Source organism: Rhodococcus sp. JVH1, from assembly GCF_000280725.2.
Taxonomy (GTDB): Bacteria; Actinomycetota; Actinomycetes; order Mycobacteriales; family Mycobacteriaceae; genus Rhodococcus_F; species Rhodococcus_F jostii_A.
On record NZ_CP166290.1, the window covers coordinates 766,520 to 789,627 of the forward strand.

General features: G+C 63.4%; 18 protein-coding genes and 3 pseudogenes. 14 read left to right on the forward strand and 7 right to left on the reverse strand.

What is annotated here, in order from left to right:
• Nucleotides 1-1,078: 1,078 nt before the first annotated feature.
• Nucleotides 1,079-2,263 (forward strand): annotated as a pseudogene (locus tag JVH1_RS41075) (transposase).
• Between the two features lie 2,039 nt (nucleotides 2,264-4,302).
• On the opposite strand, the gene JVH1_RS41080 reads toward JVH1_RS41075, so the two are convergent.
• Nucleotides 4,303-4,530, reverse strand: coding sequence for a hypothetical protein (locus JVH1_RS41080; protein WP_005262432.1), 228 nt, complete (start codon nucleotides 4,528-4,530; stop codon nucleotides 4,303-4,305).
• Between the two features lie 4,032 nt (nucleotides 4,531-8,562).
• Between JVH1_RS41080 and JVH1_RS41085 the strand changes: the two genes are divergently transcribed.
• The 4 genes from JVH1_RS41085 to JVH1_RS41100 all read left to right on the forward strand — a co-directional run bounded on the left by JVH1_RS41085 (nucleotide 8,563) and on the right by JVH1_RS41100 (nucleotide 13,401).
• Nucleotides 8,563-8,811, forward strand: a complete 249-nt coding sequence (locus JVH1_RS41085; protein WP_009480321.1) for a hypothetical protein — start codon at nucleotides 8,563-8,565, stop codon at nucleotides 8,809-8,811.
• Between the two features lie 4 nt (nucleotides 8,812-8,815).
• Nucleotides 8,816-10,603: a hypothetical protein gene (locus JVH1_RS41090; RefSeq protein ID WP_009480322.1), complete on the forward strand. Its 1,788-nt coding sequence runs from the start codon at nucleotides 8,816-8,818 to the stop codon at nucleotides 10,601-10,603.
• Entirely contained in the window at nucleotides 10,603-11,400 is a 798-nt protein-coding gene (locus JVH1_RS41095; RefSeq protein ID WP_009480323.1) for a hypothetical protein, read from the forward strand. Before JVH1_RS41090 ends, JVH1_RS41095 begins: the two co-directional genes overlap by 1 nt.
• Before the next feature lie 207 nt (nucleotides 11,401-11,607).
• A complete protein-coding gene (locus tag JVH1_RS41100) occupies nucleotides 11,608-13,401 on the forward strand; it encodes a cutinase family protein (protein ID WP_009480324.1) in 1,794 nt (597 codons plus the stop codon).
• A gap of 245 nt (nucleotides 13,402-13,646) precedes the next feature.
• Here the strand turns inward: JVH1_RS41100 and JVH1_RS41105 are convergent.
• Nucleotides 13,647-14,453 (reverse strand): annotated as a pseudogene (locus tag JVH1_RS41105) (DUF2188 domain-containing protein); the annotation flags it as partial.
• 284 nt (nucleotides 14,454-14,737) lie between these two features.
• On the opposite strand from JVH1_RS41105, the gene JVH1_RS41110 reads away from it, so the two are divergent.
• Nucleotides 14,738-15,091: a hypothetical protein gene (locus tag JVH1_RS41110; protein WP_043782689.1), complete on the forward strand. Its 354-nt coding sequence runs from the start codon at nucleotides 14,738-14,740 to the stop codon at nucleotides 15,089-15,091.
• Here the strand turns inward: JVH1_RS41110 and JVH1_RS41115 are convergent.
• Nucleotides 15,078-15,242, reverse strand: a complete 165-nt coding sequence (locus JVH1_RS41115; protein ID WP_009480327.1) for a hypothetical protein — start codon at nucleotides 15,240-15,242, stop codon at nucleotides 15,078-15,080. The two genes, JVH1_RS41110 and JVH1_RS41115, sit on opposite strands and share 14 nt — an antisense overlap.
• A 187-nt stretch (nucleotides 15,243-15,429) precedes the next feature.
• Here JVH1_RS41115 and JVH1_RS41120 point away from each other — a divergent pair, with 187 nt between their 5' ends.
• The 4 genes from JVH1_RS41120 (at nucleotide 15,430) to JVH1_RS41135 (ending at nucleotide 16,791) form a co-directional block, all read left to right on the forward strand.
• Nucleotides 15,430-15,591: a hypothetical protein gene (locus JVH1_RS41120; protein WP_009480328.1), complete on the forward strand. Its 162-nt coding sequence runs from the start codon at nucleotides 15,430-15,432 to the stop codon at nucleotides 15,589-15,591.
• A 143-nt stretch (nucleotides 15,592-15,734) separates the two neighbouring features.
• Nucleotides 15,735-16,004, forward strand: a complete 270-nt coding sequence (locus JVH1_RS41125; protein WP_009480329.1) for a hypothetical protein — start codon at nucleotides 15,735-15,737, stop codon at nucleotides 16,002-16,004.
• A gap of 380 nt (nucleotides 16,005-16,384) precedes the next feature.
• Nucleotides 16,385-16,549, forward strand: a complete 165-nt coding sequence (locus tag JVH1_RS41130; protein WP_009480330.1) for a hypothetical protein — start codon at nucleotides 16,385-16,387, stop codon at nucleotides 16,547-16,549.
• Nucleotides 16,550-16,575: 26 nt separating this feature from the next.
• A complete protein-coding gene (locus tag JVH1_RS41135; protein ID WP_043782672.1) occupies nucleotides 16,576-16,791 on the forward strand; it encodes a hypothetical protein in 216 nt (71 codons plus the stop codon).
• Between the two features lie 527 nt (nucleotides 16,792-17,318).
• Here the strand turns inward: JVH1_RS41135 and JVH1_RS41140 are convergent.
• Complete coding sequence (locus JVH1_RS41140; RefSeq protein WP_009480333.1) at nucleotides 17,319-17,486, reverse strand: cold-shock protein; 168 nt, start codon at nucleotides 17,484-17,486, stop codon at nucleotides 17,319-17,321.
• 472 nt (nucleotides 17,487-17,958) lie between these two features.
• Here JVH1_RS41140 and JVH1_RS41145 point away from each other — a divergent pair, with 472 nt between their 5' ends.
• Nucleotides 17,959-18,399 carry a MerR family transcriptional regulator gene (locus tag JVH1_RS41145; protein WP_009480334.1) on the forward strand — a complete coding sequence of 147 codons (441 nt, stop codon included), beginning with the start codon at nucleotides 17,959-17,961 and terminating at the stop codon, nucleotides 18,397-18,399.
• 266 nt (nucleotides 18,400-18,665) lie between these two features.
• Here JVH1_RS41145 and JVH1_RS41150 read toward each other — a convergent pair.
• Nucleotides 18,666-18,950, reverse strand: a pseudogene (locus tag JVH1_RS41150) (ANTAR domain-containing protein); the annotation flags it as partial.
• Nucleotides 18,951-19,124: 174 nt separating this feature from the next.
• Here JVH1_RS41150 and JVH1_RS41155 point away from each other — a divergent pair.
• Together JVH1_RS41155 and JVH1_RS41160 are read left to right on the forward strand one after the other, a co-directional pair.
• Nucleotides 19,125-19,571, forward strand: coding sequence for a hypothetical protein (locus tag JVH1_RS41155; RefSeq protein WP_043782678.1), 447 nt, complete (start codon nucleotides 19,125-19,127; stop codon nucleotides 19,569-19,571).
• Nucleotides 19,572-19,780: 209 nt separating this feature from the next.
• A complete protein-coding gene (locus JVH1_RS41160; RefSeq protein WP_009480338.1) occupies nucleotides 19,781-20,443 on the forward strand; it encodes a hypothetical protein in 663 nt (220 codons plus the stop codon).
• Nucleotides 20,444-20,604: 161 nt separating this feature from the next.
• Here the strand turns inward: JVH1_RS41160 and JVH1_RS41165 are convergent, their stop codons facing one another.
• A complete protein-coding gene (locus tag JVH1_RS41165; RefSeq protein ID WP_009480339.1) occupies nucleotides 20,605-20,895 on the reverse strand; it encodes a DUF4193 domain-containing protein in 291 nt (96 codons plus the stop codon).
• Between the two features lie 13 nt (nucleotides 20,896-20,908).
• Nucleotides 20,909-21,247: a WhiB family transcriptional regulator gene (locus tag JVH1_RS41170; protein WP_009480340.1), complete on the reverse strand. Its 339-nt coding sequence runs from the start codon at nucleotides 21,245-21,247 to the stop codon at nucleotides 20,909-20,911.
• Between the two features lie 110 nt (nucleotides 21,248-21,357).
• On the opposite strand from JVH1_RS41170, the gene JVH1_RS41175 reads away from it, so the two are divergent.
• Nucleotides 21,358-22,823, forward strand: a protein-coding gene (locus tag JVH1_RS41175; RefSeq protein ID WP_371112988.1) for an IS3 family transposase whose coding sequence is annotated in 2 segments (ribosomal slippage) — nucleotides 21,358-21,727 and nucleotides 21,727-22,823 — 1,467 coding nt in all. Because the reading frame shifts where the segments join, the coding sequence is not laid out codon by codon here.
• The last annotated feature ends 285 nt before the right edge of the window (nucleotides 22,824-23,108 follow it).

The following is a 23,108-nucleotide window of genomic DNA, read 5'->3' on the forward strand; positions in this document are numbered from 1 at the left end:
CGCTCTAGCGATCGGCGGGGCATTCCCGCTGCGCTGCATCCTTGTTGCTCCGGCATATTGACGCTCTCCCGAGTCCACTGCCTTGGTTCACCTTGGTGAGGCCGTTCCCCACCAAGGCAGCACAACCGAGCCTGGACGCACCGGGGGAGTGGGCGTGTGACGACATATGCAAGGAACGGGAGGATGGGGCTTGAAGTTGACCAGCTAGCGCTCACGGGAGCGTCGCTCGATCGAGTCGTGGGTGATGCACGGTGCATCACCCACGACCGCCTTCGTCGAATGTGTCGCTGACTAACCGAATGCTGTCCATCTGGCCGGGGCTTTCTGGAGTGCTCAGTACACCTTCCCCGCCCGGTCCTGGGTAAGATCTAGCGATCAGATTGTGGATCGCGGTCTGCCGCCCAGTCGAATTCGTTTCTGTCCCGAACGCTCGGACTGAGCGCCAACCATCATGACGCGGCGACCCGCCTCGCCTGTCGTAATCCAACAGGCGAGGCCAAATTTCTAATACTGCGTGCAAACGTCTCGGGATCCGTCGAGCGGTGCAGCACCCTGGCGCACGGGTCAGTCTTCCCGCTAGACCAACCCGACGGGAAGTTGGGTGATCCCTTCAGGCAACGTCCCGTCCATCTCCGCCTGATCACCCCCGACCTCGTCTGATCAATCCATCGGGTGATGCACGGTGCATCACCCCGATGCGGTCGGCCCCAGGGCTTGAGAACACAAATCCGAGGGCTTGAGCGAGTTCCAGTCGCCTCGCCCAGCCGTCGCACATCCAGCGCCGTCAACCGTTAGTCCAGATCGCCGGATGGCAATCGAACATGGCTGAGGCCGTTGACTTTCCTAGCGATCTGACCGGTTCCCGGTCGGCTTGTCATCCACTCACCGGTTGAAAGTTCGGCTCGGGAGTGCCAGCCGCCGCGTCTCGACGCCACCACAAAACTCCGGGAAGGTCATGAGACGAAACGTTTACGGGTGCACGTGACTTTGGTCAAGACGGCGGTCCGTGTCCGCCACCGCGCTCGTCGGCCGCAGACCGATCGGTTCCGCATCTGACCGGCCTGTCGTAGACAGGTGCATGGGCCTACGATATCGACCTGCAGCAGATCCGGACGGACCAACTCGCCGACGCAACCCCGACCTGCTGCACCAGCTACTGACGGTTCATCCACACCCTGATGAGGCCGACGCACGGTGCCGCGCCGACTACGGAACAACGCTCCGACGAGCGCGGCAACAGCCGGAACGGCTACCGGAACCGCGGCTACGACACCCTCGACGTGGCTATCCTCAAGCTGCGATCCGGTTCGTACTTCCCGGAGCATCTGGTTGCTGCGGCGCCGCAAGAGCGCCGAAAGGCACAGGCCACCGTGATTGTCACTGGCTACCTGCTCGGCGTCTCCACCCGGCGGACGGAGCGGCTCGTCGACACGTTGGGCATCAGCTCGCTGTCGAAGTCGCAGGTTTCGGTCATGGCCGAGGACCTCGACACCCAGGTGGAGGCGTTCCGCGGCCGGCCACCCGATGCCGGGCCTTACACGTTTGTCGCTGCCCACGCACTGGTGCTCACGGTGCGGGAGAACGGGCGGGTGGTCAACGTGCAAGCCCTAGTCGTGGATGTGACCTAGTCCGAGGACGGGGCCGGTGGCTGGCATTTTTCCGGTCCCTGGTCGCCCGCGGCTTGTCCCGGGGTGCGATTGGTGACCTCCGACGCGCACGCCGTGCCGGTGGTTGCGATCGGCGCTACCCTTCCGAGTGCCTTGTGACCGAGGTGCCGCACCCCATTACTTCGACGAACCTCATGCCGGTGACCAGAGAAGGCGTCGCGGCCTTGGGTGAAGATGATGCTGCGCTCGGTCTACGACCAACCGGCGCCGATTCCGTTCATGCCCAATATGATCGAATCATTTGCGCTTCCGCCGAGAAGCTGCCGAAGGTCGCCGATCACCTCGACGCCGCCCGGCCGGACCTGTTGGCACGTTCACCGCATTCCCCGAGCAGATCTGGACGAACAATCCGCAGGAGGACCTCCATAAGGAAGTCCGTCGGACAACCGATGTGGTTGGAGTCTTCCCCGATCGCACGCCCTGATTCGGCTCGTCGGAGCGGTCCTCGCCGAACAACACGACGAGTGGAGCGAAGGGCGCCGCTATCTCAGCCTGAACGCGCTGGCCCGCTCCTGCAGCGACATCCCACCGACAGCACCAGTGAGTTCACTGAGGAGGTGACGCCGGCCTTGACTGCCTTGCTCACCAACGAGTAGGCACACAACGACCTTCGTACACCACGCCCCGGGACTTGACCCGGTGAGACGAACGATGGACCAAGGACGCGACTAGACACGGCAATACAAACCGGCCACCGGCCCGACTGGTTGCGCCGGGCGCCAAGCTCTAACGCGCAGTGTAGGAGTGGGCCCATGCACTTGGACTGCAAGATCACGCTCGGCCTCAGCGATCGCCATTCGCTGAGGGACCATGACGGCCTAAACCATCGCCTACGCAGCGCATGTACCTGCACCCAGGACCCTTTCGCGAATTGGCTGCCCCAGAACTGGCCATTGGCCTCTGCCTAAGTCGATCATCAGTGTTCAGGTATGCGCATCAGCCTTTCGACGCTCAAACAGCTTCGACGTTAGGGCTTGTTTGCACCGCTCACGGTGCCCAGGAGTCGCCACGAGGTGATCACGGCAACCGAGACGCGCGTCGCGGTCAGCGATGCGCTGACGGGCTTCCTGGGCCGCTTTTTGGGCCATCTCAGATGGTGAGGGGCGGGACCAATCGATCTGAGTCAACCGCCACCGGAGGTATCCAACAGGCCTCTCGATATGTTGCGGCCAAATCCAGCCCCGCTGTTGGGTATCGCGCGTGAGCTCAGCGGCGATGTCACGCCCGCACCAGCGATTCCCATCAACGCCGGCACTCGCAAGGACTTCGCAGATTGCCCCAATGTGCCCAGCCGATTCGAATGCTGGTGCATGAACGAGCAGCTCTGCGGCTGTGCGCTGCAGGTCGATCGGTCGAGGTTGCTGTGCCAGGGACTTCGGATTCTTAGATTGCTGGCCCGCGCGCGCTCGCGCGCGTTTTGGTGATAACTCTCTAACAAGAGATAACAACTTAAATCCCCTGGAAGGGGATAGGGGGCCACGAGCGAGCAATTGGGGATAACTCGAGCGAGCCGCATTCTTTGAGCGTCGGACCTTCTTGGAGAGCCTTTCCCCCGCGCGTCCAGCGGCTATGACCAGGGATTTCGGTGATGTCAGCGCCCAAACTGACGCCGCACGACGTTGAATCCGCCCGTGATGAGATTCAGCAGCATACGATTCGTCAGCTCTCAGGTACCTCCCTCGTACCATCTCGCGGGCGACAGAAAGTGTCTGAAGTGCCCTTCTCGCGCGTTTTACAACTGACACGCTGACTCCGCTGCGGTGGGCGATCGTGTCCCGCGCGGCGCATACGCGCCGGCCCGTTGACCGCTCTGCGAACGAGGCCATGGTTACGGCCACGGCGAAGACAAACTCTGTGCTCACCTTGAATCGCCGACAAACGTCACGTCCGGTAGTGGAGTTCAACACATTGCGGACCTGGAGCTGCCAGGCAGTTCGCCCGGTCCAAGCTGGTGTTGAGGCTTGTCGGCCCGGATCGACGGGTAACGACCAGGACCGGCCACGCTGCTCGCTCTCTGCGTTGAGTCGCTCGATTTCATTGACCCGCTCGACAGCGGCCGAGACGAGAGCGTCCCATTCTGGGTCGTTGGTCGTAGAAACCTCGCCAACAGGGGTGATCTGAACAGCGTCGACGGAAAATGCGGCCGCTTGAGCCGCAGAATTGGGGTGCATGACGCGCCTTTCACGCGCCCTTAACCAGGTTGTTGCCGTGAGTCGCTGGCATCACCAGCAGGACATGGCTTACCCTGACAAGAGCGCACGGTATCGACACGACTGCTCGCGGGACTGCCAATCACAGGAGCGGTCGTGTTGGAACGGCCAAATATGGGCGGTGGGTCTCATCCGGAAACGGTGGGACCCACCGACGTTTTCGCTAGTGGAATCGACACCCCCTCACGGCATGCGTGAACGCCGGAAGGGCCGGCGACATTAGGTCTGCGTACACGGAATTGTCACGTTGACGCTGAGATGAGACGTTGCGGACACCAATATCACGTCGTGTCGCGTGCGCACGACGAATCGCGCGTCCTATACTCATAGAAGGCAGACCTCCTCCCTTGCGTGGCGGTTTGTACGACGAGCGGAACCCCCGGAGCTGGCGAGCGAAGGGGGGTTTCGCCTTTTCTGGGCTCTGATCAGCCCGTCATTGGCAACTCTTCCTGTCTGGCTTGCGCCGGAATCGCTGGCTCGTTCTCGAGTGCCAGCTGAACAAGCGCGATCATTCGATCGGTGATTGTCTTCACACGACCATCGTCAACCGGTGCGAGAATCCGGTCGGCGATCTCCGCGGGGAACTCAACCCCGATATGGCGAACGGCGACGTCGCGGGCTGGGCGCCCGCCCCGACTTTTCCGAGTTGTCATGCCTTAAATCCTGCTCTTTGGGTTTAACTAAACCGCGCAGCGACACGCCGAGTTAAATAAAACTCGAAAATGACGCGTCGGACCCTCCTCCAGGCGTGAATCTGGCTCCGAATCGTATGCGATCGCCACCCCGCCTACTGAAGAAATATCTGATCAAATCTTACGATGCCGCCGCAGGCAATCACACCACCCAAGAAACGTCACGTGATGAATCAAAATCTGTGTGATACAGCGATTTACGTACAATTACACCGCCTCGCGACAACAAGAGATCGAGAGCCGCTCACAACACCTTCCCACCACGGATGTCACCGACCCTCCCCGTGGCGAATCTCTGACCTCGCCATATCCGCAGATTCGACCTCTTTGCAGGACTCCCGGCCCATCCGTTATCGGCGTGCCAGCGAAATAGGGAGAAAGCAATTTGAGCGAGGCGTGGAATCGTTGGGACGAATCACAGCCCGACTGCCAAGGGTTCTTCGCACGAGTTGAATTCTGTGGCGCCATCGAAAAGAGTCATCTCTCCTCGACGACCTTCAATCAGGTGGGTGACACCGACATCCCAATTGGCCTTCTGCCGACGCGCTACACAGACCCACTTGGGGCGAAGGAGTGGAAATGCGCACGATGAACGCCGCAACTCACCGAGGATCTTTGCCGGCCTTTCAACCATGTGAGCCGCGGCCATCTTATGGTCATCATGATCGACGCGGGTTCGGCTGTCGACCATCTTGACGTTCAGGTCTACGCGATCCTGGCTGATACCGGGAGGGCTACTATTTGAACGAAGGAACCATCCGCGATGTCTCGTGCCCAGTACTGTTGAGCCCAACGCCAGAGAAGCGGATTGCACTTCACGCGGAGCAAGCAATGCCGTCAGGGTGGTTGGGCTCGCGGGTCCTCGTTGGTCCGGTCCGGGGCAACGAGTATCTGCGAAATGATCACTGGCGACCCGAGCATAAATGCACGACGCAAGTTCGATACCTCACGATTCAGTCGTCCGCCGAATTATCCAGTCAAGAGACGGGGAACTCGCGTGGACAAGAATGCAGTCACCCCCCGACCGACGGCAAATTGTACGACATGCAATCTGGCGGCACAGGAAGTTATCGTGATTGTCAGTGACCGGCCGACTATCGCTGCGGGCAGGAGCGCCGCTAGCTGACGGAACGATACGCAACAGTAGCTGGGGCGGTGCGGTTAGAGGCGATACGAAGACGTGATCGCGTCGTCAAAAGTCGGTTGGGCAGTCCTGGATTCGATCCCGCGCCACTACTCGCGAAACTTCGTCAACATCCAGATCTCGAAGGGTTGCAGCTTTTGGTCAGTTCAGCATCTCGGCCCGCTGGAGGCGAAGATAGTGACGCTGACCTCTTCTCGGCGACGAATTGCGCGCCACAGCGAATGTTGGTGCACCGGTCTTGGTCCCAGTGGGTAATAGATGACGATGCACCGACAACGAACGGACTGGCGCGCGACGGTAGGGCAGGCGACGAGTCAGCGTGACCGCGACTCCACTGCGGTGATGCACCGTGCATCATCGGTGGGGTGCCCTGTCCACCTCGCCCGGTGCCGAGACCTTTCGCCGTCACAGCCACTTGCGGCTTGGAACCGGTTGTGTCCCTCCTCGGTGATGCACCGCGCATCACCCAGGGCATCGACAACAAACTAACGCGCGTATCGGTCAAGCAGGCGACGAGCCGGCCTGATCGCGACTCCACTGCGGTGATGCACCGTGCATCACGGGTGGGTGTGGACCTCGCGTCGATCGGGCGAGATTGATTTGGCCCGGAGCCGGGGTGGTGTACGCCTTTGGTGATGCACGGTGCATCACCGAAGTTGGGTCCATCCTCAGGGCGTCGTAGTGTTGCGACTCCGATGCGATGGATTGGTGAGTTGCCGTTGATTTCGCTCGGGGCGGCGACGACCGTTTCGACGGAGCGGGACTGCGTGGTAACTGAACGCTGGTCGTCGGTTGGATATGCCTCAGCGTGTGGTCTCGCCTTCCTTGTGCTCCAAGCCTGGACATCCCATTGATCGACGGGGTGCTCGACTTTCGGCTCGATGAGCGCTGCGAGGCCGGATGCGCGGTAGCTGGATTAGTTTCAGTCGATGTCGCTCGTGCCTCGCCGTAATGGGCGGCGAAGAATATTCACCGTCTTCCTCAGAGCCGGAGGCGGCCCGTGTCATCGTTATGGTGCTCCGAGCGAGTCGGCCGGGTACGGACGTTGGCTGCATGGTGTGGAATTCGTGGGAAATGCCCGAGTCCTGTTGGAGCGGCCGTTAGTGATCCACTCCCTGTGTGGCCCGACGCCGTCGGCAATGGGGCCGATGGAGGGGAAGTTCGGTGCCCGACCGGCCTGCGCCATCCGGGGCACTCGATGCTGGGTGCAGAACAGCTTCGGTGTGAGGTGAACCGGATCCGCGTAAGCAACCGAGGTTTTGGAGAATGGTGTCGGGCAGGAAAGGCAGCCCGCCTTCCTCGCCAGATCGCAGGATTGACCGGGTGTCGAGTGAACGCCAAACGATCTTACGGAGGCACGTAGCGTCGGCATGTACTCCACAAACGTATCGAGTTTCTCGGCGCTGTACGGGGAACGGCTCGATGCAGAGGTCTACGCCTACTGCACGGGGACTTTCGCGAATTCCTCAGAACTGCCTTCGGGTGATGCACGGTGCATCACCCGAACGTCAGGTGATGCACCGTGCATCACCCGAAGGTGCGGGTGGATGCGCAACGTCGTGAGTAAGCCAATCTGGTTGAGAGATGTTCAATACGGATCCGACACTTCCCGCTTCGTTACGAACGTGCAAATGGATGGACCACGTGTGCGACCAAAGCAAGAGACTGTCGGGGACTGAGGCAATTGCCGGGCCTTCGCGAGCAAATTGCAGTCGGGGCGACGACCCTAGCCCTTGCAGACGGAGATCGGGCTGGTCAGGGGTCGTGCGAATGAAGATTTACGTGTCCGCCTGGTCGCCGATCATATATGATCAACCAAGTGTGCGCTGAGTTGGTCGCGTTGAGAACGATTTAAAACACTTCTACTGCAATGAAATTCGACGATGGAGAACCCATGGCCCGCACTCGCCGATCACCGTGAGGCTGTAGCTTCGCAAGTCGGTGGAGGTTGCCAGAGTTCGCGCATCGGATGCGGATGGGCTCGTTGGCGTCACCGCGTCGCATCGTGGCCGAATCGAGCCGCTTCGAGGTCGAACCACGCGGAACCCCGCCGGAGCTGGCGGACGGCGGGGCCGCGACACCGGCAGTCGAGGATCGGTCAAGCAGCGCGAACCGTACTGGCTGAACAGGATTCAACTCACGGTGTTGCGACACCAGCGGCCTGCACATCGGGTCAGCCGGTGCAATCCAGATCGTATGATGCCGAAACCGCCGATCCCAAGAGTGTGTCGTACACCACACATGATTTCTTGGGTGCTCACAGACGGTTCGTCGCGTATCGGGAACCCAACCGAGCATGGTGAACCAGCCGACAGCTGACCGCCTGTAGGCCGAGTGGCTTCTGCAGTTCAAGGCCACAGCCACGATCGTTTCTGCAGAACAATCACTTTCGTGCATGCGCAACTCGATCGCTCTCCGCTACACGCAGAAGGAACGCGCGGTGGTCGCAGCAACGGCATCCTCACGTTCTTCGGCCCAGGCTGCCCCTCGGTCGCGCCACGAAGATCAGCATGACCCCCGAGTGTTGCCACGGTACCCACCGCCGGCATCGGCGTCGCTCAGCCGGCGGTGGCTGCCGCCGAGGTCAGAAAGGTGAAAGCTGTAGTGCCCGTCGGTCCCTATGTGGGCGCACGGTGGAAGCGTGCAAATATACGTGTAATACCACGCGTAGCTTAACGCGTGATCTTGCGCGTATCGATTAGTGTGAGCTGCAGCGGCTGCGGGAACACGCACGGCGGCCAAGGGGAGCGGGCAGAGGAGTGGCTATGGCGCAGGTCGGAAAGCGTGGAGGCCACTCTTCGCGGCCGAGCGGGGGAGGTCGAACTACGCGTTCACGCAACGATGCCCCCGTGTCGGGAGGCGGTCCCGTCGCCGCGGCGTCCACCGAGGGGTTTACGTCGAAGCTTGAATCCCGCAAGGGTCCGGCGAAGGTGCAGCTGAATACGTGGGTGCTGGCTTCGACGGAGGCCCGGTTGAAGTGGCTGGTGGCGAACCGACAGTTCACGGTCACCAGCGTCGTTGACGTTGCCCTGCAGGAGTTGCTCGACCGCTACGACGTACCGCTGGCCGACCCCGATGGTCGGATCAGGGAGCAGTAAACCGATGAGCCGTCCGTGGGAGCAGATTGCCCTGTTCGACCTGCACGAGCCCTCCGCCCCGGATCCTGGCACCGACGATGCCACCGAGATCGGCGCGGAGGAGAGCGCCGCGGTGGAACCGCCGACGCCCACCACCGCCACGGAACCACCGACTGCACCGGCAACCGAGCCGACAACAACACCGAGCCGACCGGTGTGGGAGTCGCTACCGGTCGGTGCCGAGGCGGATGAGCATGCTCTGATCGTGACCGCCGCGGGAACGTACACACCGTCCGGGCGGGAGTTGACCGGTCCGGTCGATTCGGTGGAGAAGCTCGACAAACTGGTTCGCTGGGCCTCCTTGAAGCCGCTGGGTGCTCCTCCGCAGGTGTGGATCGTGGGCCAGGACGCGTGTGAAGCGTTGGGGTGGGTGATCGACCCGGGCAGCGAAGACGACTTCGACGACATGGAGGCACTGCGCACCCGCGCCGCGTCCGAGCTGACCGCGGTGCTGCAAGCCACCCTGACGCCGATGCTGAGTGCGGGGTGGGAGTTGCGCGGCGATCCAGGGCACGTGGTGCACCTGTCCCGCAGCATCGGCAAGTTCACCTCGATGGTCGATGTGGTGATCGAGCCGTACGTGTGGACGTACTGGAACAAGGACTTCGGCTGGAACAACCGGGTCGGCGAGATGGGCATCCTCGGCTCACCCACCGCCGGAACGTATCTCCCCGACGACGATCTGCCGGCTGCGCGTGAACTGGGGCGCCGGTTGGCGTGGTCCGCGAAACATCTCGGGGTGCTTCCGGGGCCGACACCGGCCCGCACCGGTGCCGCGATCGTCGACAAGATCAAACGTGAACGCACCCGCTCGGGCAAGGGCATTGTGGTGGCGACCGCCGGCCCGGTGCCGCCGCTGGACGGCGTTCCACGCGGGGACCTCGAACCCGCGGTCGGTTGGACCCGGGTCCCCGACGCGCAGGACCTCGAGGGCGCGAGCCGGTTGGTGTCCATCGACCAACGCGCCGCCTACCTGGCCTCGGCCGGGATGCTCGAATTCGGGTACGGGCAACCCACACATCTGACCGGGGACGCCGCTGCTGCGGCGGCGGTGGGGGACAAGGGCGCCCCGTTCGGGCTGTGGCGGATCACCCTGCCCGCGGGGCAAACTTTGTCACTGCCCGAGAAGCTCCCGTTGCCGCACCCCCATATGCTCGCCGACCAGCCGGTGCAGACGTGGGTCACCTCCGTCAGCCTCGACGGGTTGTGCTCACCGGTCGCGGATGGGGGGATCGGCGCCGACCTCGACGACTTGGACATCACCGAGGCCTGGGTGTACCCGCAGCAGGGCCGCGTTCTGGACAAGTGGGCGAAGATCCTCCGCGAGGCGCGCAAGGCCGCGGTGGACACCGAGGACACGGCGACGAAACGGTTCATCGGCTCCTGCTACAAGGGCTACATCGGGCGGATGGTGAACCCGGACATGTGGACCGCGAAGCAGATGCAACATCACCACCAACCGCTGTGGCGTGCGGCGATCATCGCGCACTGCCGGTGGCGCGGCCGGCGGGTGGCGATGCGGATCGCCCGCGAGCACGGCCACTGGCCGGTCCGCACCGTCACCGACTCCTGGGTGTACCTGCTCGCTGACGGTGAGGACATCGCCGACCCGAGCGACGCTTTGGGGAAGATGTCGGTGGAGAAGGACACACTGCTCACCGACACGCTTCTGTCTGACCTAGCGTCGGCGGAGGACATGCACGATGTGAAACTAACGATCAAAGCGGCATTCGCCGAGGACGACGAGGACTGATGGCCCTGCATCTTCCGAAGCCGCGCACCACGAAGCCGCCGCAGCAGGCGGTCGGTCTCGATGGCCTCAAGGTTTCCGTCGCCAGCGCCGCGACCAGCGGTGTGGAGAAGTCGAAGCAGGTCAAAAGCGGGGGACTCGCGGGTTTAACCAGCAAGGTCTCGGTGAAACAGTTGCGTAAGGAACTCGGCAACGAGGGCCTGCGGCAGGCCGCAATCGATGCCGGCCGCACACCGCCGTCCGCCCGCACGTTGCGCCGGTGGGCGCAACAAGGCCGCATCCCCCACCCGGACGTCCTCGAGCGAGCGCAACGCCGTGCGGCGATCGAACGCCTCGGCGGCATCGACGCTGTGGCCACCAAGATCGGGCGGTCCCGCTCCGCCGTCTCCCGATACCGGTCCGGTGAAACGAACGAGCTGCGCGCCGACGCCAGCAAGAAACTCCGCAACGTCAAAGCCGAGGACATCATGAAACGCGCCGGCGTGTTGCGCCCGGACGGAACCCCCAAAAAAGCGGTCATCCGCGTCAAGGGCGGCGTCATGGTCCGCAACGGCGCCGACGAGGGCTACGACTACCGCATCCGCACCCTGGACTTCGCGAACTCCGACACCCCGTTCAGCAGTGACGAGTCCCGCGAGCTGGCCGCCGCGCTGGCGAATGACGATCACGCCCGCGTCGTCGCGTTGCTCGAGCGGCACGCCACCCTCGACTACCCCGAAAACAAGGGCTTCGACACGTACAGCGACCAGTTCGGATTCCACTTCGACCACATCGACTCCGTCCACATCGACTGGATCTAAAACGCCTGGGGACCACCCCGCACCGGCCCGCCGCGGCACGGGTCGGGTGGCCCTTGTTCCATTGCAGGTGAAAACACCCGACTCCGGCCCATTCTCGCCGGTCAGCGCCCTAAAAGGGTGCGGGGCGCCCCCGACACCCCGTTGAGGGGAAGCACCGAAATGGGTGAATGTAGGCATCAGTGTCCCTTCCGGCAATTCGAGGTGCCAATGCCCGCCAGAGGTTCGAGAACCCGTCGCACGGTCGCACTGATCGCCACTGCGACCGTCGTCGTCGGCGTCGCTCTTACCGCACCCGCGATCGGCAACGCCGCCCCGACCAACGCCGCCCCGGCCAACTGTGCGTCGACATTCAATTTGTTTATCCCCGGCACGTGGGAGACCAACGAGAACGCCGACCCGGCCCGGCCGGTGGGCATGCTGGCCCCGGTCGCGGAGGCGATTAAAGCGACGAACGGTGCCCGCGCACAGATTTACACGCTGCCGTACATGGCGTCCGCGTTCGACAACGGCCACACCTACGCCGACAGCAAACTCCACGCGGTCGGCAAGGCCACCGCCGTGCTGAAGTCCAACGCCGACAAATGCCAGGGCACGAAGATCACGATCACCGGCTACTCCCAGGGTGCGGACGCTGCAGGCGATCTCGCGTCGGCGATCGGAAACGATCAGGGTCCGGTCGATGCGGACGAGGTCCTCGGTGTGGCGCTGATCGCTGACCCGGGTGCCGGCACGAAGGGCGCCGCGACGGTGGGGCCGACGACGTCGGGGGAGGGGATCGCCGGTCCCCGGTCACAGGGCATGGGCAAGCTGTCGGGGCGGGTCGCCTCGATCTGCGATCCGAACGACCTGTACTGCTCGATCCGCGAGGGCGCCAACCCGTTCCTCGGATCGCTCGGGTCGATCCTGTCGAAGACCCCCGGCAACACCGGTGTCGGCGCGGGTGGTGGTAACGCGGCGGTCGCGACCGCGCTGACCTCGGATTTCACCGACGCCGACCTGCCCGGTCTCGGATCGAATGTCGACGCGCTCGGAACGCAACTGTCCGGCACCGGTACCGGCGGCTCGGTTGATGTGAACCAGATCGCCGACACTGCGACCTCGCTGTCCAAGACGCTCAGCCCGCTGGTCGACCTGCTGCAGTCCGGGGCCGCGAACACCGCTGCCACTAGTAGCTTGGCCGCAGCCCCGGTGGGCACACCGGAAAACGCGGCCGCACAGGTCCTCACCACAGCCAGCCAAGCGGACCTGGCCGGTGCACTCGACTCGGTGGCCACGATCGCGAACACCGCAGCCAAACTCTCGAACGGTGGCACCACCACACTGCCCGCCACCGCACCCGAATTCGCTCAAATCTCCACCACCGCCGCGTCACTCGGTAGCCAAATCGCACCCGTCGCCGCCGCCCCGGCAGATGCCCTCTCCTCCGCGTCGAGCGTGCTGTCGGCCCTCAAACCGAAAGTCGTCGTCGACCAGGCACTGAACGTCGTCACCGGCGTCACTGCCCTCGATATTCCGAAGATCCTGCACAACCTGATCGTGCTCCCGCAGAAGATCGCCGCCGGCAATGTCCGCGCCGCCCGCGATACCCCCCGAGAGCTGAAAGTGCAGTTCGAGCCCATGGTGAAGACGGCCGCCGATGTCGACTTGAAGTTGATCTCCCAGATCCTCGCGATCATCCCGGACCCGTCCGGTTACACCCAGATCGCGGCGCTGGTCACCAGCATCCTCGGCAAACTTTTGTGCCTCCGGTCGGCTCAGGGGTTGAAGACTCGCGTCCCATGTACGTTTCGAAGATCAGCAGGCAGCCCCATCCAATACGGGCCAATTATAAAGGCTGGAACCGGCGAAAATTTCGGTCCCTGGTTGCTGGCGAATGTGAATCTGCCATCTTCGACCATAACCAATGGAGAATTGGGCGCGGTCTCGCAGTATAAATTTGCGGCAACTTTTTCTCGAATATTGATTGCACCCGATGGTGCTCCATCGACGTCACCTTGGTAATCCGGCGATTGGAATACGTCAGGATACTCCGAGGTTCTTATGCATGCAGAGGATATTCCGACGTAGAGCCCCCAACCCCCGGCAGAGTTCGATCCGCTATTCGGCATAGCTTCAAGGTATGAGTTGATGCTACTTACTGATTTTCCCGGAAAATAGTTCAGAAGACGGTCATTATTGAGTTCTTTAGTTGTCTTTTGACGGAGGATCGTCCCGTCATTAGACCGGACGCTGTTTGAGGATGTCGGCTGTTGGGATAGTGCAAGTGGCACGGAGTTCAGGGCTACATTTGACCCGTCGGGTGCCTTCAGAGTCGGCGTGAAATTAGGATTGCACGTTACAACTGAATACGCTTCAACTCGACCGGTTTCGTTAACGATGACATCCACGAAGTATTCACGTCGGACGAATGTATGCTTACGCCACCCGGGTGCTCCCGGAATTGCGCTATCGGTTAGTGTGGAATTCCCCAGCTTGGATTCGAAGTACTCGATATTGTATCCCGCATGAATATCATTCAGAACGGAATATTCAACCGGACGCCAGTTGACAGTGCGCCAAACGCCTGGTGCGAACTGGAGTATAAGAGTAACCGCGGCAATAAGGGCAGAGATTCCCAATATGGATTTAGTGATCAGTTGAAATGGCTTCCAGATTTTCTTAGCGATCTTTCCAGCACGATTGGAGTTTGTAGGCGGCTCATCCTGCGTGTGTCGCGGCGGCGGACCTTCGTGCGGGCCTTGCGCGTGGTTGCGCGGTGGTGTCTCCCGTTGCTGGGTTTCAGCTTGCGAGTAGCTCTGGCGCGGTGACTGCGAAGGACGATCTTGAGACTGTACTGGCGGGGAGACCAACTGCACGTCGGTTACCTGGCCACCGGGATCGCGGATGAGGACTTCGCCGCCTCCCGCTCGCGCGACCTCTCCGTGTGCGACCTCGATGGCTTCTGAACAGCTGTTGTGCAATGAAGTCGGCAATACTTGGGGGCGAACGCGGACCGCCCACTTCCCGCGACCGACCGGATCGACTATTCGGCTTACTGACATATCGAGTCGCATTCATCGGACATGTGCGGGGAGACGACCGGTCTGTTTAGTTTCCTCCCGACCTAGTCTAGGTGCATGTCATTAATCGTTCGAGATGCACAGACCCCACATCGTGGATAGTTATGCGACTGTGCGGGTCGTCTCTCATTCGACCGGCTACCGAGACCGTCTCAGATTCGGCCGTTTCTGACGCACAGATCCGTGAGACACCGATCGCGGCAGCGAACCGTGTGGGGATCAGCTACATGCAGCAGGGTCGCTATCACCTGTCCTGGTGGATCGCTACTGTGCCAGGTGTGAGGGAACCGGTGCTGGATCGGCACGTCGACGTTGCACAGCTGTGGCGACTGGCCAGTGAGGCGGCCCGGAAGGGCGAGAAGTGGGGGCAGCGCAAGAAGTCGGTGAGCGACGCCATGGTGACCTATTACGCCCAGCTGCGACGTGACAGACGCGGCGCGAAACGGTGGGTCGCCGAGGTCGTTGATCTCCTGGGATATTTCGATCTGTCCGCGGACTGGCGCGCAGTTGAGAAAGGCCTGCAAATACTCGACCAAGCTGACGGTGACGTCACCGGTGCCGGTGCTGAGCTACAGCGGCTCGAGGTCGTGCCGGCTTCCTCGACGAAGAACTCTCTCTTCAAGAGCGCCTAGTCGGGCGGAACCGCTCGCGTTCGCGATCCCTCGTCGAGGACGTCACGCGGCATTGGAAGATCGACCAGATCGCCGCGACGGCGAGCGTGACGATGAGGCCGGACATCACCGCAGTCACCGCGAACTCGTGGTCGGCGAGGAAGTGCTGCACCCGCCCAGTATCGGCCCAGCCGGCTCCGCCGTGCGGGCCCGCCGGTGTACCGGACCGACCGGGCCGCGGCGGCGAGCCGGGGGAGAGAAGTCATGTCGACCTCATCTACGCGAAACACCCTGGTTGCGGCGCGCGCATACGGTGGGATTCGCGCCCAGCACCTTCGACCGGATGGGGCATCCAGCTCATGACGAATCAGATACCCGGCAACCCGCGGCCCGAGCGCATCCCGAACCCTTGGCCGGAGAAACAATTGTCCACGACCGACATCGCCGGCGTCGTTGAGGCCCTCACCGGCCAACGGCTCCTCCCACGTCCCGGCGCCGAGAACGATCCCCGCATCCAATGACGGGTCCGCCGCGGCACCGAACACCGCGGCGGCCCACCAGCAAGCGCGGCCGGTCGGGTCTCGAGCACCGGTCGGTGCCCGGCCGCCGGCCGCGACGCTCGGGGCGACGGGACGCGGTGAGTTCGCGCCCGGGGGATGAGAGTGTGCTCGTGGTCAGGGTCGTGACGGTGCTGGCCGGGGTGGTCTGCCTGGCGTTGGGTGCGGTGTCCGGTGTCGCGTTGGTGGTCGGGCTCGGTGCGCTGACCGCGCCGGCGATGGTCGTGGTCGCGGTGACCACGGCCGGATTCCTCGCGGCGGGTGTGGTGCTGGTTGCTCGCGCCCGCTCTCCTCGGCCGGAGAAATCCGTCGCGGGCATAGCCCGTCACCGCCAACACCGCAACAGCAGCGATCACGGTTCACGGGCACGACGGTAGCGTCCGCGATCCCGTTGCCGATGGCAGTGTTGCCGGTGAACGTCACCTTGCCGACCACCACCCCGACGTTTTCACGCCCCGGGCATCGCCATGCCCACAGAGGCTGAGTTCAGCAGCGTCGGCAGATTCGGTTGACCACGGGGGAATACCGACTTTGCGGTTCCTGGGAACAGCTGAACCGAACGGCGCCGCTTCGGCAGCTGAGGATGACGACGCCGGGTGCGCCGAGGACTACAAAGGAACGAGATGTTTGTTGGTGTTGCCGAGGGGTGCGCCAACGAGAAGCTATCCATCTACCTGCCGCGCGGCGTCTGTGTTTTGGAGAGAGCGGATCTCCCTCCGATGAGGGGCATTGCCACGCGCACCTTGAGGAGATCCGCATGAGTGTTCCGCGGGCACGGTCACTGGCGTACTGGGAGCAGTGCGTCTGGATCGAAACGCACGATCACCTATCCTCGGGCCGGCCCCCAGTGTCGGCCGAGAAACAGGCGTCTTTCGCCGATCACTGTGTCGGCATCGGCGACGAGGCCGCCACGAGCACCTGAGGACCGGGCCACAGGCTGGCCGTGCAATGACTGACTTGCATATTGGATATGAGAACGTCACGCCATTCGAGCTGACCGAAACGGTGACTGGCGCCGAGCCCGACAATGAGCTCTACCGAGTGCGGAAGATGACGTTCGGCAACGGCAAGGGTCGTTCGACCATCGTCTATACAACCGCATCACCGTCTCCGGCATACGGAAACACCACGGTAGGGTTCCACGGCTCGGCGTCACTTCTCTGAATCTTTGACCTGCGGGTTCTCAACATCGTGTCAGTGCCGATTCTCACGAACTTGTCGGAATCCTCAATTCGGTCCCCATCCCGTTAGCGGGATCGTTGACCGTCGCCGATCCTTCAGAGTGCCTGGCGTCCTTGATGCGTGGGGCTCGGTTGACAGGGTCGGCTAGCTGGGCGAACGTGGACGTAGGTCGGGGTGGCCGCGAGCACTTGCCGTGCGATCGACGAGAGGATCCCCGATGTCCCCTTCCCCGATGTGGTACTGGCTCGGTGACCATTACTGGTACACGGTGTACCCGTTGGTAACGATCTTCGGCCCGATCTTCGGCTGATGGCGATGGCCGGATTCGGTGACCGTACACACCATGCCGTCCCAGATCCCAGATCCCAGATCCCAGATCGCAGACCTCAGATGGAGGAAGCCGCACCGTTAGCGGATCCTCATCCGGCTATCGAATGAGGACCGCACCCGGCGGGTGCGGTCCCGCAGGCTAGTTAGACAGCCCGCACATTCGTGGCCTGCGGGCCCTTCTATCCCTGGCCCACCTCGAACTCCACACGCTGGTTCTCATCGAGCGACGTGAAACCGCTGCCCGAGATTTCCGAGTAATGCACGAAGACGTCCGGAGTTCCGTCGTCGGGCGCGATGAAACCGAAGCCCTTCTCGCCGTTGAACCACTTCACAATGCCCTGCGCCATGCCCAGACTCCCTAAATGTCGATCCGGGCACTCACATCGAATTCCCGATCTCGATACCAGTGATCCTGCCACCCAGACGACGGATCGGGACGACCACACTGATCTGAGGAAGCGGACATCTCGACGCCTACTGCGACTGCCGACTTCGCCGTCCGTCATCGATCAACGAGAGCCGGTCCGTCGAGCGAGCGGCCGCCGACGTGGACAGAAAAGTCGGCTGACGGAGGTGAAATCCCCGGTCAACCGCTCCAGAATATCTGTAGTGGTAACTGTAGACATCGAGGGGACGCTGTTGTAGAGTTCCTCTCGTCGCAAGGAAAGAGTTCACGAGGTGCGGGAGAGAATGAACTGCCCGCAGAGAAGTACCGCAAGACCAGGATGTGCCGGGCAAGGGTTGATATGAGTGTGTAAGGCCCCGGCATATCCGCCGGCGGCCGGGCAGCACTAAGGCCCGACAGCCGGAAGAAGTGCAGTGAACAAGGAAGTGAAACCCGCTCCGGCCCCCGGTGCCTCACGGCGCCGGGGGCCCTGTCCGTTGGAAAGGTGTCACCCCATTCCGGAAGATTCGCCCGACCGAAGCGCGGCCGGGAAGCTCGACGACGAGGACTACCCGGCCTACAGCATGGGTCACGCCGCCGAGATCCTCGGCGTGACACAGGCATTCCTGCGCAGCCTCGACGCCGCGAAGCTGCTCACCCCCGGGCGCTCGGAGGGCGGCCACCGCCGCTACTCCCGATACCAGCTGCGTCTCGCCGCCCGAGCCCGTGAACTGATCGACCAGGGCACCGCGCTCGATTCCGCGTGCCGGATCATCATCCTGGAAGACCAACTCGCCGAGGCCCGACGCATCAACGCGGAACTCCAGCACACCCATCGCCGCAAGTCGGATCAGCCCGGCCCCGCATCCGGCTGACACACCACCTGCCGCGCGGAAGTCATTCGACCCCGGTGGCCGTGCTGACCATGGGTGCGGTCGCGGTGATCGGTGTGGTGCTGTGGCCGATCGTTGGCCGCGGTCGGCGGGAGGGCGCTGGTCCTCGATCAACTCAAACTCGGTCGGAACCGTGCCCGGTGGATTCGGTGCTCGGGATTCGGGGAAAGCGGGAGACAGGGGTGGTCCTCGACCGGTTGAGGACTCGGTCCAGGTTCTGCGGGTTGACTACCCAGCCCGCAGAACCGTCACCTACTCCGGTTGCCGGCGCGTTGGTGGGCGGTCAGCGGCAGATGATCGAACCGCGCCCGTAGCCCGGTGTCGGTGTCGAACTCGCCGAACCGGGTGACGATCTCGTCGGCGATCGTGCGGAGCCGGGTGTTGGTTTCCTGGGAGCGCCAGGTCAGGACGTCGAACGCCCGGGCGGCGGTGATGCCGTAGACCAGCATCAACGCACCCTTGGCCTGCTCGATCACCGCCCGAGACTGCGCGAGTTCGGCGACCGCCTCGTCGACGGAGTCCTTCACGTCGTTCTAGGTCGGGTGAGTCACACCCGTGGTCCCGGACCTCGGCAGGTCAGCGCGCTCGCGACGGAATAGAAACACGTTCAGTTAGACAGCTCCACCTCACACCGTCGCGACCTTCGATCCGGTGTTGGTCGTAGCGGTGATACAATTTTGTATAACTGCAGTTGAAGGTGGTGTGTGATGGCGTTGGCGGATGTGGAGCGTGATCTGCGGGCGATCCCGGCGGAGAAGGAACTGCTGCAGATCAAGTTGCTGCGCGCGGTGGCGCACGCGACGGACAATCAGGTGCCGCAGCGGGTGATCGCGAAGAACCTGGCCGTCACACAGCCGGAGGTCAGCCGGATCGTGAAGAAGCTGCGGTTGAACCCGGCCGCCCGCGACCGCTCCCCCCGGGAGGTGCTGCTCGAGCACGCTGCGAAGCGGATCGACCACGACCGGATGATGGCCGAGCTGATGGCCTGGGACTACACCTTCGGGCATGTTCCGGGCGATGATCCGCTCGGGGAGAGCTATGTGCGGGGCACCTGGGATCAGATCGAACGCTCCCGCGACCTGCTCGGCGACGACGACTACCGGGTCCTCCTCGCGGCCACCGCCGACCGGCGTGCGCAGGCGAATGCACTCTGACCCCGCCGCTGTCGCCGCCGACCTCGAGGCCTGGTGCCGGCCCGGCGGGATCCTCCGACAAGGACGGCCCCTCCGCCTCGATCCACCTGTTCGACCCGGTCGCTCGTCGCCGAACCCGGGACGGCATCGTCGATGCCTACCCGGCGGAGCAGACCGACGTCGGGATCGGCCGGCAGTTCCTGGCTTTGGCGACCGCCGGCCCACCGGGGGTGGGCAAGTCAACGAGTATCGACCGCCGGCACCTCGCCGGGCAGGGATGGCGGGTACTCGATGCGGACACGATCAAGGACCATCTGCTGCGGGACGCCATCGAGCAGGGCGTCTACACCGACCTGCTGAGCATCGACCTTGCGGACGGACACCGCCTGATGCCCCGCGAACTCGCCACCCTCGTGCACACCGAGTCGACGAATCTGCTCGACATGATCACCGAGATCTGTTTGTCCCGTGGGGAGAACCTGGTCCTCGAGGGCGCGTTCAGCTGGCCCGGGCTGGGTCCGCGGCTGCTGACGGACCTCGCGTACGCGGAGTATGAGAAGTTCACGATCCTCGATGTCGAAGCACCAGCGCCCATCGTGCGGGCCCGGGCGCTGACCCGGTGGTGGCGGGGCCGGCAGGAAGCGCTACGTGGCGGTGACGGGTTCGGTGGCCGGTTCACCCCGGGGTTCGTCATCGACGCCCTCTACACCGACAGCTCTGAGGAGACGGTGTGCGCACGGAACGCCCGGGCCGCGTTCGATCATCCACTGTCCGCCGAGATCCCGACGGTCGAGCTGCTCGTCGAGCACGCCGATGGCGGGGACGAGACGTGGGTGAAGGAGAACGGTGTCGTGGTCTACCCGCAGGTTCCGGCCGACCGACCCGAGCCCTGACCTTCCCGCCCGTGCCACGTGCCCCCGCTGGGATGTGAATCCGCAACGCCTCGGCCGCGAGCCCACTGGCGAGGTGAGAGGTTACTCAGCGAGGGTGATGACGACCGAAGCCGGGAAGCCGGGATCCCGGAGGTGCGAGGCACTCCGATTGATCGACGTTCTCAGGCGCAGTCGCGGCAGAGTTGTTGCGCCGTGTCGGCGAGGCGGCTGCGGTGGTGGACCAGAAAGCAACTCGTGCAGGTGAATTCGTCCGACTGCTTGGGGATGACGCGGACGGTGAATTCTTCACCGGACAGGTCGGCGCCGGGCAGTTCGAACGACTCGGCGGTGTCGGCGTCCTCGACGTCCACGACGGGGGACTGGGTGTCTTTCCGGCTGGCGGTCAGCTGTTCGAGGGAGGTGTCCGGGTCGTCGGATTCGGTGACTCGTGGTGCGTCGTAGTCGGTGGCCATGGCTGTTCTACCTTCACGCTCTGGGTGTTCGGATCCGCCAGGTTAGAGGGTCCGTCGACACGACACACTCGCGGGGTCGGGCCGGGCGGCGGGTGCGCCGGGTGTGGCGGGCGCGCTCGGTCTCGGACATGCCACCCCAGATGCCATAAGACTCGGTGGCGGTGAGGGCATAAGCGCGGCAGTCGGCGAGCACGGGACAGTCTTGGCAGATCTGTTTGGCGGCGCGCTCACGCCGGGCACGGACGTTGCCGCGTTCACCATCGGGGGAGAAGAACAGGTCGGTATCGGTGCCGCGGCATAAGGCGCGGTGCTGCCAGTCCCGGTCGAGAGAGTGGTGGAAATGATCAGGCACAGCGGGAGGAGTCGCTTTCGGAGTGGAGCGGTGCCCTGGGTGTCAGGGTGAGTTGAGTCCAGTGGTTCACAGCAAACCCGCCTGCAGGGCGAGATACGGATCAACCCGCGATGACGATTTCTCCCACGGTTCTGGTCGAGGACAATGTCCGGATGGACCCCTCGCACCCACGCGCCGACGGCCCGCAGCGACGACGCGCCTTCAGCGCCGCCGACAAGCTCGCCCACCTGACCGCCTATGAACAGGCCTGCGAGAGCAACGGCGGAGGCGCGTACCTGCGCCGCGAAGGCCTGTACTCGTCCCTGATCAGCGAGTGGCGCAAACAACGCGATGCCGGCGTCCTCGACGGCAAGAAGCCCGGCGACAAGATCGGCAAACTCACCACCGAGCAGGCCGAGATCGCACGCCTCAAACGCGAGTTGGAGAGAGCAAACAAGCGACTGGCCACCACCGAGACTGCACTGGAAATCATGGGAAAAGCACATTCGCTCTTGGAGCAACTCTCCGAGAGCGCGGATGCGGACGAGCAGCGCAAGAAACGTTGATGCGCACCCACCACGAACTCACCGATTCCGGTGTAACAACAAGGGATGCAACCCAACTGACGGGAATCATTCGATCCACCGCAGCACGAGACAAGACCCGGCCCGCGGCACCGGATCCGACCGCCGCCGCAGTCACGCGCACCCCGGAGAACAAGCTCACCGACGCCGAACGCCGGACTGTCCTCGACGTTCTCGACAGTGACCGGTTCGTCGACCGAGCCCCGGCCGAGGTCTATGCCCAACTCCTCGACGAGGGCATCTACCTGTGCTCGGTCTCGACGATGTATCGGATACTGCGCGAAAACGCGCAGGTCACCGACCGTCGACGGCAGGCCCGCCACCCCGCCCGGGCCTGTCCGGAACTGGTGGCGACCGCACCGCGGGAGGTGTACTCGTGGGACATCACTAAACTTCCAGGCCCAGTCAAGGGCACGTATTTCGACGCGTACGTGATGATCGACATCTTCTCCCGCTACATCGTCGGCGCCCACGTCCAGACCCACGAGTCGGGGCTCCTCGCTGCCGAGATGATGACCGAAACCTTTGCTGTGCACGGAATACCGAACGTCGTGCACGCCGACCGGGGAACCTCGATGACCAGCAAGACCGTCGCCACCCTGCTCGCCGATCTCGAGGTCACCCGCTCGCATTCTCGGCCGCGAGTATCCAACGACAACCCCTATTCAGAGTCACTGTTCAAGACCCTCAAGTACGGCCCGGCATTCCCGGAGCGGTTCGGGTCCATCCACGACGCACGAGAGTTCATGGACTCGTTCGTCCATTGGTACAACCACGAACATCGCCATACCGGCATAGGCCTGCACACCCCCGCCGACCTGCACTTCGGACTGGCCGCGCACAAGGCCGACGAACGCTCTGCGGTGCTCGCTGCGGCCCGGCTCGCGCATCCCGAGCGGTTCGGCACGACCGGTACCCCGAAGATCCTCGACCTGCCGACCGACGCCTGGATCAACCAGCCCGTCGCCGAGTCCGAGGAGGCCGAACCCGACGCGGATCAGCTCGCCGCGTAACACCTGTTGGACTCAAACACCTTGACAAGTTCCGGTGAGCCGATCCGTCGGGAAGGGCGGGCGTGCGGGTGTGGCGGGCCTGGGCTTGTGGCCGTGGATGTGTGCCAGGCAATCAATGTCGGGGCGCTGTGGGTGGGCAGGACCTTTTGGGTAACCGGGTCGACTGGGTGTGTAGCGCATGGCCGTCCGAAAGGGTTGTGAGACATGCATCCTCGACGCATTGCAGTTACTTCCGATGCCGCTGAAGGCGGCAGTCGGGCAGCGGCTGGCCAGGACCGGGACTGT